The sequence below is a fragment of the Streptomyces genisteinicus genome (genome assembly GCF_014489615.1).
In the GTDB taxonomy this organism is placed as follows: domain Bacteria; phylum Actinomycetota; class Actinomycetes; order Streptomycetales; family Streptomycetaceae; genus Streptomyces; species Streptomyces genisteinicus.
Genome location: NZ_CP060825.1, coordinates 5,109,406 through 5,122,871 on the forward strand (window position 1 = coordinate 5,109,406; position 13,466 = coordinate 5,122,871).

Consider the following 13,466-nt stretch of genomic DNA (forward strand, 5'->3'; position numbering starts at 1 on the left):
CCTTAGGTTGACGACGGCCGGATCGTCAACCGATGGTTGACGATCATCGGGGGAGGTCCGGCACCAGCCCCGCCTCGTACGCGAGGACCGCCAGCCGCACCCGGTTGCGCAGGCCCGACCTCCCCAGCACGGCGCTGACATGGGCCTTGACCGTGCTCTCCACGACATGCAGCCGGGCGGCGATCTCCGCGTTCGACAGCCCCGCCCCGACCAGCGCCACCACCTCCCGCTCCCGGCCCGTCAGCGGCTCCAGGGCGGCCCGTGCCGCGGCGCCCCGGGCGAGCCGGTCCGCGCCGAGCCGGTCGATGACCCGGCGGGCGATCACCGGCGAGAGGAAGGCGGCGCCCTCCGTCACCGCCCGCACCCCCGAGACGAGTTCGCGCGGATCGCCGGACTTGAGGAGGAAGCCCGCGGCGCCGCAGCCGAGCGCCCGCTCGATGTACTCGTCCTCGGAGAACGTCGTCAGCATCACGACGGCGGTGTCCGGCGCCGCGCGGCGCAGTTCCTCCGCGGCCGCGAGCCCGTCCAGTCGCGGCATCCGGACGTCCAGCAGGGCAACGTCCGGCCGGTGGGCGAGTGTCAGCGCCACCGCCTCCCGGCCGTCGGCGGCCTCCGCGACCACCTCGATCCCGGGGTCCGAGCCGAGCACCGCCCGTACACCGGCCCGCAGCAGCGCTTCGTCGTCGGCGAGAAGCACCCTGATCATCCGGTCACTGTACGACGGCACGGCGCGCGGCCGCCCGGGGTGCGTGGGGCACCCCGGGCGGCCGGTTCCTCGGTGGTGTCGCGGTGCCGCTCAGCCCGGGCTCAGCGGTTCCGGGCGGGCGCGGGGCCCGCTCAGAAGGTGAGCTTCCAGCTGTTGATGTAGCCGGTGTCGTAGCGCGCCACGTCCTGCACCCGCAGCTTCCACGCGCCGTTGGCCACCTCGGTGGAGGCGTTGACGGTGTACTGCGCCTGGACGTTGTCCGCCGAGTCCGAGCTGCTGGAGTTCTTCAGGCGGTACGCCGTCCCGTCCGGGGCGACCAGGTCGATGACGAGGTCACCGCGCCAGGTGTGCACGATGTCCACGTCCACCTTCAGCGCCGCCGGCGCGTTGCCGGTGCGGCCCGTCACGTTGACCGTCGAGGTCACGGCCGCGCCGGCGTCCGGGATCGCCACGTCGGCGGTGTTCTCGAAGACGGTGCCGGGGTCGGGGTTGCCGCCGCCGGGACGGGCGCCGACGTTGATGCCGGCCCAGGCGTCGGTCACCGACTTGACCTCGGCGCTGTTCGCCCCGTAGAGCTCGGTCGCCACCGCGAGGGTGCCGGTGCGGGCCCCCGCGTAGTTGGTGGTCGAGTTGAACTTCGTGGTCAGCGCCTTGTACCAGATCAGCGCGGCCTTCTCGCGGCCGATGCCGGTGACCGGCAGGCCGTCCGAGGTGGGCGAGTCGTAGCTCACGCCGTTGACCGTCTTCGCGCCGCTGCCCTCGGAGAGCAGGTAGAACCAGTGGTTCGCCGGGCCCGAGGAGTAGTGGACGTCGATGCTGCCGATGCCGGAGTACCAGTAGTCCTTCGACGAGCCGTCCTTGCTCGGCTTGTCCATGTACCGCAGCGGCGTGCCGTTGCCCCGGATGTCGATCTTCTCGCCGACCAGGTAGTCGCCCACGTCGGAGCTGTTGTTGGCGTGGAACTCGACGGCGGCGGCGAAGATGTCGCTGGTCGCCTCGTTCAGGCCGCCGGACTCGCCGCTGTAGACGAGGCCCGCGGTGTTGGAGGTGATGCCGTGGCTCATCTCGTGGGCGGCCACGTCGATCGACGTCAGCGGCTTGGCGTTGCCCGCGCCGTCGCCGTACGTCATGCAGAAGCAGCTGTCCTGCCAGAAGGCGTTGACGTAGTTGTTGCCGTAGTGGACGCGGGAGTACGCGCCGACGCCGTCGCCCCGGATGCCGGAACGGCCGTGCACGTTCTTGAAGTAGTCCCACGTCAGCGCGGCGCCGTAGTGGGCGTCCGCACCGGCCGTCTCCGCGTTGCCGGGGGTGCCGTCGCCCCACACGTCGTCGGAGCCCGAGAACAGCGTGCCGGTGCCCGACGTGCCCCGGTTGAGGTTGTTGGTCTTGTGGTTGCCGCGGGTGGTGTCCGTCAGCGAGTACGACGGGGCGGTGCCCAGGGTGACCGAGCCGCTGTACTGGGTGTTGCCGGTGCCGTTGTGCACGGCCTGCCACTCGAAGAGCTTCTCGCCGGTGGCCGCGTCGGTGACCACGTGCAGCTCGTTCGGGGTGCCGTCGTGCTGGAGCCCGCCGACCACCGTCTCGTAGGCCAGCACGGGGCTGCCGGTGCCCATCCAGACGACCTTGCGCGGGGCGCGCTCGGCCTTCGTCGCCTTGGAGCCCTCCGCCTTCGCCGCGCCGAGCGCCTGCTTCTCGGCGGTGGCCGCCGCCACGCCGGCGGTGGTGGCGATGCCCGTGAGCCGGGCGCGGCTGGCCTTGGTGACCGCCTCGGTGGTCCCGGCCGAGGTCTCGGCGACCACCAGGTCGCCGCCGAGCACCGGCAGGCCGGCCCAGGTGCGCTCGTACCGGGTGTGCGTGGTGCCGTCGCGGTCCTGCACCACGTCGCGCACGACGAGCTTCTCCTGGGCGCCCAGGCCCAGTTCCTTCGCGGTGGCGGCCGTGGTGGCGCTCGCCTCGCGGATCAGCTCGGCGCGCTGCGCCGGAGTGAGGTTCTTCGGCAGCGCGCCCGGGTCGGCCGCGGAGGCCTGGGCGGGCGGCGCGGCGGCGGGCGCGGCCGCGGAGGCGCCGGTGGTCTGGAATCCGACGGCTATCAGGGCGGCCGACGCGATGAGGGCTCCGGTCGCGGTGGCGCGACGACGATGCGTGGGTCTCACGCGAACTCCTTCTGCGAGGGGGGTACCGGGCGGCTGGGTCGGGCCGACCGGGCGTGCAGTGGGGCATGCGGAGCGTGGAGCGCGGAACACGGCGCGGCCCGGTGGATCACAGGGGGCGGAGCGCCGTTGCGTGGAACGGGGGAAGAGTGGCAGTGATGAACGGTTCCTGTCAGGAGCGCGACAAGAAGTTGGCCGGAAATCGTCCGGTGTTCGATGGCTGGTGTTCGTTAAGCGGACGTTTCGTCGCGTGGCGGAGACCGCTCCCGGGAAGTCGCCCCAGGCCGGGGACGGATGGGCCGCGGGCCCCTCCGGCCGTGTCTCGCCATGTGACGGGAGTGTGGAGCGTGACGTCGCGGCCCAGTGGCGGAGCCCCCCGGCGCTTGGCCGGATCCGAGCGCCCCGGCGCACACCCGCGCCCGCCGGGGCACACCCCGCGGGCGCGGACGGTCCGTCGCGCGGGGGCGCGCCGCCCGGGTGGTACGAGCCCGACGGGCGGACGGCCGGCCGGACGCGGCACGGCGGGCCCCGCCCCGTCGCGAATGCCGGGCGCCCGCCCCGTCGCCCGTCGCGTCCCGAGCGGTCGAGCCCGGCGTCCGTCGAGCCCGCACCCGTGGCGCTCGTGGTCCGGCGGGTGCGGGCTGCGGGGCGCGCTGCGTCCGGGCCGCGGGGGTGTCGCGGGCCGCCGGGCGCGCCGCGGGCGGGCTGCCGGGGCGTCAGCCCAGCAGGCTCTCCCGCCAGGCCCGGTGGAGGCCCGCGAAGCGGCCGTCGCCGCCGATGAGTTCGGCCGGCGCGCCGTCCTCCACGATCCGCCCCGACTCCATGACCAGCACCCGGTCCGCGATCTCCACCGTCGACAGACGGTGGGCGATCACCACCGCCGTGCGCCCCCGCAGCACCGTGTCCATGGCATGCTGCACGGCCCGCTCGCCCGGGATGTCCAGCGAACTCGTCGCCTCGTCCAGGATCAGCACGGCCGGGTCCGCGAGCAGCGCCCGCGCGAACGCCACCAGCTGCCGCTGCCCGGCCGAGATGCGCCCGCCCCGCTTGCGCACGTCCGTGTCGTAGCCGTCGGGCAGCGCGGCGATGAAGTCGTGCGCGCCGATCGCCTTCGCCGCCTGCTCCACCTCGGTCCGGCTCGCGTCGGGACGGCCGATCGCGATGTTCTCCGCGACCGTGCCCGAGAACAGGAACGCCTCCTGGGTCACCATCACCACACCGCGGCGCAGTTCGCGCAGGGACAGATCGCGCAGGTCCGTCCCGTCGAGCAGCACCCGTCCCGCGGTCGGGTCGTAGAACCGGGCGAGCAGCTTGGCCAGGGTCGACTTGCCCGCCCCCGTCGAACCGACGACGGCCACCGTCTGCCCGGCCGGGATCGTGAGGTCGAACGCGGGCAGCACCTCGCCGCCCGTGCGGTAGCCGAACCCGACGCCCTCGAACACGACCTCCCGCCCCGCCCCCGGACCCCCGCGGCGCGCCGGCAGCTCGCGCGGACGCTCCGCCTCCGGGACCGACGGCACCTGCGCCAGCAGGCCGGCGATCTTCTCCAGCGACGCCGCCGCCGACTGGTAGGAGTTGAGGAACATCCCCAGCCGGTCGATCGGGTCGTACAGCCGCCGCAGGTAGAGCACCGCCGCCGCCAGCACCCCGAGCGCCAGGGTGCCGGAGGCCACCCGGTACGCGCCCCAGAGCACCATCGCGGCGACCGCCGTGTTGGCCACCAGCCGCGAGCCGACCACATAGCGGGCCATCTCCAGCAGGGCGTCCCCGTTGCTGCGCTCGTGGCGGTGGTTCAGCCCGGCGAACACCTCGTCGTTGGCCCGCTCGCGGCGGAAGGCGCGCACCGGCCGGATGCCGTTCATCGTCTCGGCGAACTTCACGATCACCGCGGCGATCGCCGTGGAACGCGTCATGAACACCGACTTCGCCCGCCGCTGGTACAGCCGCACCAGCAGGTACAGCGGCACGAACGACAGCACCGCGACGCCGCCCAGCCCCAGGTCGAGCCAGAGCAGCATCGCCGAGATGTACACGAACGACAGGACGACGCCGATCAGTTCCTGGAGCCCCTCGCTGAGCAGTTCCTGCAGCGACTCCACGTCCGTGGTGGAACGCGAGATCAGCCGGCCCGAGGTGTACCGCTCGTGGAAGTCGACGCTGAGCGCCTGCGCGTGACGGAAGATGCGGCCCCGCAGATCGAGCAGCACGTCCTGGTTGACCCGTGCCGAGGCCCGGATGAAGCCGTACTGGAGGACCCCCGCCCCGACGGCGCAGACCGCGTAGCCGGCGGCCACCGCCACCAGCGGACCGTGGTCGCCCGCCCGGAAGGCGGGCACGCCCCGGTCGATGGCGTACGCGACCAGCAGCGGACCGGCCTGCACCGCCGCCTGCTGGAGCAGGAGGAGGACCGCGGCGAACACCACCCGGGCGCGGCGCGGCGCCAGCAGCGAGCGCAGCAGCGCTCCGGTGGCGCCGGCCGGCGCGGGCAGCGCGTCCCGGTCGAACGGATCGCCGCCCTCCGGGCCGGGCTCCGCGGGAGCGGCGCCACCGCCGCCCGCGTCCCTGCCCGCTCCCGCTCCCGTGCCCGCTCCCGGGTCCGCGTCCTTCGCGCGTCCCTGGGCCGGCTCGTGGGCCGGGACCGTCGTCGGACCCGCTGTCACCTGAGGCTCCCTTCCGCGCCCGTGGCGCTCGGCGCGACGGCCGTGCCGGTCCCGTCCGGCGGGCCGTCTCCGGGCGGGCGCTCCGTGCCGCCCGACATCAGCCATGCGTACTCGGCGTTGGTGCGCAGCAGTTCGTGGTGGGTGCCCACCGCCGCGATCCGTCCGCCGGAGAGCAGCGCGACCCGGTCGGCGAGCATCACCGTCGACGGGCGGTGCGCCACCACCAGGGCCGTGGTGTCGGCGAGCACCTGCCGCAGCGCGGCCTCCACCAGCGCCTCGGTGTGCACGTCGAGCGCGGAGAGCGGGTCGTCCAGCACCAGGAAGCGGGGCCGGCCCACGACCGCCCGGGCCAGCGCCAGACGCTGGCGCTGGCCGCCCGACAGGCTGAGGCCCTGCTCGCCGACCTGGGTGCCGGCGCCCTGCGGCAGCCCGTCCACGAACCCCGCCTGGGCGACGTCCAGCGAGCGCCGCAGCTCCGCGTCGCCCGCCTCTGCCCCGGCGCCCATCAGCACGTTCTCGCCGACGCTCGCCGAGAACAGCGTCGGTTCCTCGAAGGCGACCGAGACCAGCTCCCGCAGCCGCTCGCGCGGCAGCTCCGTGATGTCCCGGCCGTCGAGCAGGATGCGCCCGGCGTCCACGTCGTACAGCCGGGGCACCAGCGCCGTCAGCGTCGTCTTGCCGCTGCCCGTGCCGCCGACGAGGGCCATCGTCTCGCCGGTGCGCACATGCAGGTCGACCGGCCCGAGCACCGGCTCGCCCTCCCCGGGCGCGTCCGGGTAACGGAAGACGACCCCCTCGAAGCGCAGCCCGTCCGCGCCCTCGGCGCCCTCCGCGGCGCTTGGCGGCTGCTCCGCGTCGCCCGGTGCGCCCTCGCGCTCGCCGTCCGTGCTCTCCGGCGCGGCGTCCATCACCTCGAAGTACCGGTCGGAGGCGGTCGCGGCCTCCTGGCTCATGGCGAGGAGGAAGCCGATCGAGTCCACCGGCCAGCGCAGCGCGAGCGCCGTCGACAGGAAGGCCACCAGCGTGCCCGCGGACAGCTCGCCGTCGGCGACCTGCACCGTGCCGAGGACCAGCGCCGCACCGACCGCGAGCTCGGGGATCACCGTGATCAGCGCCCAGATGCCGCCCAGCAGCCGGGCCTTGACGAGCTCCGTGCCGCGCAGCCGCTCCGCCAGCGCCCGGAAGTCCGCGGCCTGGCTGCGGTGCCGCCCGAAGCCCTTGACCACCCGGATGCCCAGCACGCTCTCCTCGATCACCGTGGTCAGGTCGCCCACCTGGTCCTGGGCCCGCCGGGCGGCCAGCGAGTAGCGCGACTCGAAGAGGGAGCACGCCACGACCAGCGGCACCACGGGCGCGAGCAGCAGCAGTCCGAGCGTCCACTCCTGGAGGAGCAGGATGACGAAACCGGCCAGGATGGTCGTGCCGTTGACGAGCAGGAACGTCAGCGGGAACGCCAGGAACATCCGCAGCAGCATCAGGTCCGTGGTGCCCCGGGACAGCAGCTGCCCCGACGCCCACCGGTCGTGGAAGGCGACCGGCAGCCGCTGGAGGTGGCGGAACAGGTCGGCGCGCATCGCCGCCTCCACCCCCGCGAGCGGCCGGGCCACGAGCCAGCGCCGGAAGCCGAACAGCACCGCCTCGGCGACGCCGAGGAGCAGCAGGACGAGAGCCCCGAGCCACACCCCGCCGGGGTCGCCGTCCGCCACGGGGCCGTCCACCATCCACTTGAGCACCAGGGGGATGACGAGGCTCAGGCAGGAGGCGACGATCGCGACGAACGCCGCGCTGAAAAGCCGGGTGCGCACCGGCCGTACGTACGGCCACAGCCGCAGCAGCGAGCGCACGGCGGACCGGTCCTGGGTGTCGTTGTCGATGGAGGGCATCAGGAGTGAGCCTACGGTTCGCCACTGACAGCCTCATGTGGTTTTCCGTCCCGCCACGCCCGCCGGCCTGCGGCGTCCCGTCTACGGCCCTGCGCCGCCCCGCCCCCGGCCTGCCCCCGTCCGCCTGCCCAGGCCGTCCGCCCGCCCCTGCCCCCGCCCGCCCCTGCCCACCCCCGCACGGGCGGCGGCCCCGCCCCGGCGCCGCGGGTCGTACCCCCGGCATCGTCCGATCGGCTGATGCCCGTCCGATCGGACGATGCGGGGTCCGGCGTGACGGCCGATACCGCCGCCGCCGGACCCGCGGGAGGCTTCCGCCATGGCGATTGTCGAAGTGAAGGACCTGCGCAAGACGTACGGCGGACACCATGTCGTCGACGGGGTGAGTTTCACCGTCGAGGAGGGCGAGATCTTCGGGATCCTCGGCTCCAACGGGGCGGGCAAGACCACCACCGTCGAGTGCGTCGAGGGACTGCGCGTCCCCGACGGCGGCTCGGTCACCGTCGCCGGGCTCGACCCGGTCCGGGACCACGACCGGCTCACCACGGTGCTCGGCGCCCAGCTCCAGCAGAGCGAGCTCCAGCCGAAGATCACCGTCCGCGAGGCGCTGGAGCAGTACACGAGGTTCTACGAACACCCCGCCGACTGGCGGGAGCTGGCCGGACGCCTCGGCCTGGAGGAGAAGCTCGCCACCCGGTTCTCGGCGCTCTCCGGAGGACAGCGCCAGCGCCTGTCCATCGCGCTCGCCCTGATCGGCAACCCGCGGGTGGTCGTCCTCGACGAGCTCACCACCGGACTGGACCCCCGCGCCCGCCGCGACACATGGCAGCTCATCGAGGACGTCCGCGACTCCGGGGTGACCGTGCTGCTGGTCACCCACTTCATGGAGGAGGCGCAGCGCCTCTGCGACCGCATCGCCGTCATCGACCGGGGACGCGTCGCGGCCCTCGACACCCCCGCCGGCCTCGTGGCCCGCTCCACGGCCTCCACCGTCATCTCCTTCACCCCCTCCCAGCCGCTGGACCAGCAGGAGCTGGAGCGGCTGCCGCAGGCGGTGTCGGTCGAGCACCGGGCCGGCCGGATCGTGATCAACGGCACCGACGAGACCGTCGACGCCGTCGTCTCGCTGCTCGCCCGCCACCGCATCGCCGCCGCACGGCTGCGGGTCTCCGACGCGTCGCTCGACGACGCCTTCCTCGACCTGACCGGGCCCCCGGCACCGGACGCCGCCGACTCCGGCACCGCCGAGCACGCCCCCGCTTCCTCCCCCGCCTCCGCCTCCGAAGAGAGGACCCGATGACCACCACCGTCACCGCCACCCCCGCCCCCGTGCGCCGGGCCGCGGCCCTCGCCGTACTGCGCACCGAGGCGCGCCTGTTCGCCCGGGAGCCCGCCTCGCTCTTCTGGGTGGTGCTGTTCCCGACCGTCCTGCTGACGATCCTCGGCCTGATCCCCTCCTTCCGGGAGGCCTCCGAGGACCTCGCCGGACTGCGGGTCATCGACCTCTACGTCCCCGTCGTCGTGCTGCTCGCCACGATCATGGCGGGACTCCAGGCCATGCCGCCGGTCCTCACCGGCTACCGGGAACGCGGCATCCTGCGCAGGATGCACACCACTCCGGTGCGCCCCTCCGCACTGCTCGCCTCCCAACTCGTGCTGCACGGCGCCTCGGTCCTCGTCGCCTCCGTGCTGGCGCTGGCCGTCGGGCGGATCGCCTTCGGCGTCTCGCTGCCCGGGCAGCCGGCCGGCTACCTGCTGGCGCTGGTGCTGACGACCGCCGCGGCGCTGGCACTGGGCGCGACGGTCTGCGCCGTCTCGCCGAACCAGAAGATCGCCACCGCCGTCGGCTCCGCCGTGTTCTTCCCCAGCATGTTCACGGCCGGGGTCTGGGTACCGGTCCAGGCCATGCCCGACATGCTCGCGGACATCGTCGGCTTCAGCCCCTTCGGCGCCGCCGCCCAGGCGCTCGACGAGGCCGCGGCGGGCGGCTGGCCCGCCTGGGGCGACCTCACGGTGACCGGCCTGTGGGCGGTGGTCCTCACGGCGGCCGCGGTCCGCTGGTTCCGCTGGGAGTGAGCGACGCGAGTGAGCGACGGAAGTGAGGAACGGGAGCAGGCGACGGGAGCGAGGGTCGGCAGTGAGGGAAATGCGGCGGGCGGGCACCGGAGGCGGGACACGTGCACGACACTGACGTCATGAGACTGTCGGACACGGCGCCGTGGCGGGCCGCTCGGCGGCCGCCCGCGCCGGCCACCTCGCCCACCTCGCCCGCGGCGCCCGCGGCGCCCGCGAAGGGCCTTTCGCGGGGCGGCCGGTGGCGCGCACTGCTGCCGGAGACGGAGCCGTCCCCCGGCGGCGAACTGCTGGACTTCGTGTGGGCGCGCTTCTTCGTCCACGGCCCCTACGCCCTGCTCGCCCTCGCGACCCTCGTCTCCGGCGCCAGCGCACCCGCGTTCATGACGCCGGGGGAGATGTACGCCGCCGGCGGCCTGGTGCTGGTGGCCCTCGTGGTGGAGTGGCGCTGGAGTGCGATACGCCCCGGTGTGCCCGAGCACGGCGGGGCGGCCCAGCTGCACTTCGCCCTGCGCACCCTCATCGCCTTCGTCCTGACCTGGCTCAACCCGCTGTTCGCCGTCTACGCGGTGATGGGCTACTTCGACGCCACCGCACTCCTGTCCCGGCGCGCGGCCCGGGTCGGACTGCTCGCCACCGCGGTCACCATGGCGGGTTCGCAGTCCGGCGGCCTGCCGCCCGCGAGCGGGATGAACTGGACCCTCTTCGGCGCCCTGTACGTCCTCAACGCCACCCTGTGCGTGGCCTTCTCGAACATCGGAGTCCGCGACACGGAACGCGCCCGGCAGCGCATCGCCACCATCCGGGAGCTGGAGGACACCAACGCCCGGCTGGAGCAGGCCCTCGCGGAGAACGCCGGCCTGCACGCCCAACTCCTGCTCCAGGCACGGGAGGCGGGCATCTCCGACGAGCGGCGCAGGATCGCCGCCGAGATCCACGACACCATCGCCCAGGGGCTCACCGGCATCATCACCCAGCTCCAGGTGGTGCAGTCGACCGACGACCCGGCGGTGGCCCGCAGGCACGTCGACCGCGCCGCCGGCCTCGCCCGCCACAGCCTCGGCGAGGCCCGCCGCTCGGTGCACAACCTCACCCCCGCCGCGCTGGAGCACGACACCCTGCCCGAGGCGCTGGAGCGCACGGTGGGAGCCTGGTCCGACGACCACGGCGTCACCGCGGGCCTCACCGTCACCGGCACCGAGGAGCCGCTGCACGACGAGGTCGCCGCCACCCTGCTGCGCATCGCGCAGGAGGCCCTCGCCAACACGGCGCGGCACGCGCGGGCCACCCGGGTGGGCGTGACCCTGTCGTACATGGACGGAGAGGTCGCCCTGGACATCCGCGACGACGGCCGCGGCTTCGATCCCCGCTCCCTGCCGCCGCGTTCGCGTACCGGCGGGTTCGGCCTCGCCGGGATGCGCGCCCGCGCCGAACGCATCGCCGGCTCCGTGGACGTCGAGGCCGAACCCGGGCAGGGCACCGCCGTCTCGGCTCGCGTACCGTTGGTGCGCCATGGCTGAGCAGCACACCATCACCCTCATCGTCGTCGACGACCACCCCGTCGTGCGGGACGGCCTGCGCGGCATGTTCGAGTCCGCTCCCGGGTTCCGGGTCCTCGGCGAGGCCGCGGACGGCGTCGCCGGCGTCGAACTCGCCCTCCGGCTCGACCCGGACGTCGTCCTCATGGACCTGCGGATGCCGGGCGGCGGGGGAGTGGCCGCCATCGCCGATCTCACCCGCCGCCGCGCCCGCTCCCGCGTCCTGGTGCTCACCACCTACGACACCGACTCCGACACGCTGCCCGCGATCGAGGCCGGCGCCACCGGCTACCTCCTGAAGGACGCCCCGCGCGACGAGCTGTTCACCGCGGTACGCGCCGCTGCCGAGGGGCGCACGGTGCTGTCCCCGGCCGTCGCCTCCCGGCTGGTCTCCCGCGTCCGCACCCCGGCGGCACCGGGTGGCGAGCAGCTCTCGGCCCGCGAGAAGGACGTCCTGGAGCTGGTCGCCAAGGGCACGTCGAACAAGGAGATCGCGGCGGAGCTGTTCATCAGCGAGGCGACGGTGAAGACCCACCTCACCCACATCTTCGCCAAACTCGGCGCGAAGGACCGCGCGGCGGCGGTGGCGACCGCGTACGACCGCGGCATCCTCGGAGTGTCCTAGGCCTGGCGGGCCCACCCGCGCGGCTCCGGCCCGTCCGGCGTTCGAGGACGCCGTGCCCACCGCGGTGCCGTGCCCACCGCGGTGCACTGTTCAGCGCGCGAGCCCGGTCCGGCGCGTCTGGCCCCGCACCCCCGTGCGGTGGCGCTTCCAACGGCGTGCCCGCCCCCGCACACTCCGGCCCGGCGGGCCACCGCCACCGCCCCGCGGGTCAGCGACCCGCACCCGCCAGGCACCGCCGGCAGGCCCGCGCGGCGGCGCCCACCCGGGCGTGGGAGGCCAGCGTCAGGGTTCCCGCGGCGGCCGCGGCCGCCCACTCGCCGGAAGCGGCCCAGACCCCGGTCAGCGACAGCGCGCCCACCGCGAGCGCGACGCTCATGCAGGTGGCCGTCCGGGCGACCGCCTCCGGAAGCCGGGCCGGGGGTGCGACCACCCGGCCCAGCGCGCCGGTCACCGCCGCTGCCCCCGCGGCGAGCAGCGCGCCTCCCGCGGCCACCGTCCCGAGGAGCACCGCCAGGAGTCCCGCCGCGCCTCCCGGGGCGGGGGCGACCACGGCGGCCGCGTACCAGCAGGCGATCAGCGCGGGGAGCACCAGCGCGAGCAGCCGCGCCGTCACCCGGGCCTGGGCGAGGCTGAGTTCGGCCTGGAAGGCCGGCCGCACCTCGTCCGCGGCGCCGAAGTCCCGTACCGCGCACTCGGCCGCGCGCCCCTCGGGCACGCCCCGGCCCACGAGGTCGGCCACGGCGTCGGTCAGCCCGTCGTGGGCCTCGCGCAGCAGTCGCGCGCGGGCGCGTGCCGGGCCGTGCAGCCCGTCGGCGAGGGCGGCGACATGCCCCTCGACCACCCGGGCCGCGCTCACGTGGCCGCCCCCGGCAGCGGTGGGCGCGGATCGAGCACGGAGCCGATCGCCGCGGTGAACTCCCGCCACGACGCACGCTCCTCGGCCAGCGAGGCGCGCCCCGCGTCGGTGAGCTCGTAGCACCGGCGCCGCCGCTCCCCGACGGACTCCCAGCTGCTGGCGAGCAGCCCGGCCCGCTCCAGGCGGTTGAGCGCCGGATACGTGGTGCCGGTGCGCAGTTCCAGCGCTCCGCCGCTGCGTTCCTGTACGGCCGTGATGATCGCGTAGCCGTGCTTCGGCCCCGACTCCAGGGCGGCGAGCAGCAGGCTGTCGAGATGACCGCGGACGGGATCCCCTCTCATGAGTAGGCAGCCTACACATTCATTGTCTTGGCGTGCTATCTATTGGCAGCCAACATATCTGCCCGGTCCGTCCCGGAGGTCCTCGGTGACCAAGTTCCTGCTGTCCGTACACGTCCTGGCCGCGATCCTCGCGATAGGCCCGGTCGCCGTCGCCGCCTCGCTGTTCCCGCGCGCGGTGAAGGAGACCGCCGGCGATCCGGCCCGGTCCGGTGCGGACGGCGGGCAGCCGCCGCTCGGCGGCTGGGTCACGGCGGCCTTCCTGCACCGGATCTGCCGCGTCTACGCGGTGGTCGGCGTGAGCGTCCCGGTCTTCGGCATCGCCACCGGCGCGCAGCTCGGCGTGCTCACCGACGCCTGGCTGCTCGTCTCGCTCCTGCTGACCACGGCGGCCGCCGTCGTCCTGGGCGCGCTGATCCTGCCCGGCCAGGAACGCCTCCTGGCCACGGCGGACACCGCCGGCACCCCTGCTGCGGGCACCCCCGGTGCCGGCGCCCCCCGCACCCCCGGCCCCCGTGCGGCCGCGGCCCGGCTCGCCATGCTCACCGGGATCTTCAACCTGCTCTGGGCGGTCGTCGTCGTGCTGATGATCGTCCGCCCGGGATCGACCACCAGCGCCTGACGCGGCCCCGCGCGCCCC

At 74.6% G+C, this 13,466-nt stretch carries 11 protein-coding genes; 5 read left to right on the forward strand and 6 right to left on the reverse strand.

The window, feature by feature from the left end; translation table 11 throughout:
* Positions 1 to 43: 43 nt before the first annotated feature.
* The 4 genes from IAG43_RS22300 to IAG43_RS22315 form a co-directional block, all read right to left on the reverse strand.
* On the reverse strand, positions 44 to 706 hold the full coding sequence (locus tag IAG43_RS22300; RefSeq protein WP_187742467.1) for a response regulator transcription factor: 663 nt from the start codon (positions 704 to 706) through the stop codon (positions 44 to 46).
* Positions 707 to 837: 131 nt separating this feature from the next.
* Positions 838 to 2,859: a M4 family metallopeptidase gene (locus IAG43_RS22305; protein ID WP_187742468.1), complete on the reverse strand. Its 2,022-nt coding sequence runs from the start codon at positions 2,857 to 2,859 to the stop codon at positions 838 to 840.
* Positions 2,860 to 3,572: 713 nt separating this feature from the next.
* Positions 3,573 to 5,516: an ABC transporter ATP-binding protein gene (locus IAG43_RS22310; RefSeq protein WP_187742469.1), complete on the reverse strand. Its 1,944-nt coding sequence runs from the start codon at positions 5,514 to 5,516 to the stop codon at positions 3,573 to 3,575.
* Positions 5,513 to 7,399, reverse strand: a complete 1,887-nt coding sequence (locus IAG43_RS22315; RefSeq protein WP_187742470.1) for an ABC transporter ATP-binding protein — start codon at positions 7,397 to 7,399, stop codon at positions 5,513 to 5,515. The genes IAG43_RS22310 and IAG43_RS22315 overlap by 4 nt, the downstream gene beginning before the upstream one ends.
* A 316-nt stretch (positions 7,400 to 7,715) precedes the next feature.
* Between IAG43_RS22315 and IAG43_RS22320 the strand changes: the two genes are divergently transcribed.
* From IAG43_RS22320 to IAG43_RS22335, 4 genes are all read left to right on the forward strand, one after another.
* A complete protein-coding gene (locus IAG43_RS22320) occupies positions 7,716 to 8,696 on the forward strand; it encodes an ABC transporter ATP-binding protein (RefSeq protein WP_187742471.1) in 981 nt (326 codons plus the stop codon).
* Complete coding sequence (locus IAG43_RS22325) at positions 8,693 to 9,472, forward strand: ABC transporter permease (RefSeq protein ID WP_187742472.1); 780 nt, start codon at positions 8,693 to 8,695, stop codon at positions 9,470 to 9,472. Before IAG43_RS22320 ends, IAG43_RS22325 begins: the two co-directional genes overlap by 4 nt.
* 119 nt (positions 9,473 to 9,591) lie before the next feature.
* Positions 9,592 to 10,989, forward strand: coding sequence for a sensor histidine kinase (locus tag IAG43_RS22330; RefSeq protein ID WP_187742473.1), 1,398 nt, complete (start codon positions 9,592 to 9,594; stop codon positions 10,987 to 10,989).
* A complete protein-coding gene (locus IAG43_RS22335) occupies positions 10,982 to 11,632 on the forward strand; it encodes a response regulator (protein WP_187742474.1) in 651 nt (216 codons plus the stop codon). The genes IAG43_RS22330 and IAG43_RS22335 overlap by 8 nt, the downstream gene beginning before the upstream one ends.
* Before the next feature lie 208 nt (positions 11,633 to 11,840).
* Here the strand turns inward: IAG43_RS22335 and IAG43_RS22340 are convergent, their stop codons facing one another.
* Together IAG43_RS22340 and IAG43_RS22345 are read right to left on the reverse strand one after the other, a co-directional pair.
* Complete coding sequence (locus tag IAG43_RS22340; RefSeq protein WP_187742475.1) at positions 11,841 to 12,488, reverse strand: permease prefix domain 1-containing protein; 648 nt, start codon at positions 12,486 to 12,488, stop codon at positions 11,841 to 11,843.
* On the reverse strand, positions 12,485 to 12,829 hold the full coding sequence (locus IAG43_RS22345) for a PadR family transcriptional regulator (protein WP_187742476.1): 345 nt from the start codon (positions 12,827 to 12,829) through the stop codon (positions 12,485 to 12,487). Before IAG43_RS22345 ends, IAG43_RS22340 begins: the two co-directional genes overlap by 4 nt.
* A gap of 85 nt (positions 12,830 to 12,914) precedes the next feature.
* Here IAG43_RS22345 and IAG43_RS22350 point away from each other — a divergent pair, with 85 nt between their 5' ends.
* The gene (locus IAG43_RS22350) at positions 12,915 to 13,448 is read left to right on the forward strand and encodes a hypothetical protein (RefSeq protein ID WP_187742477.1); all 534 of its coding nucleotides are present in this window, start codon (positions 12,915 to 12,917) and stop codon (positions 13,446 to 13,448) included.
* The last annotated feature ends 18 nt before the right edge of the window (positions 13,449 to 13,466 follow it).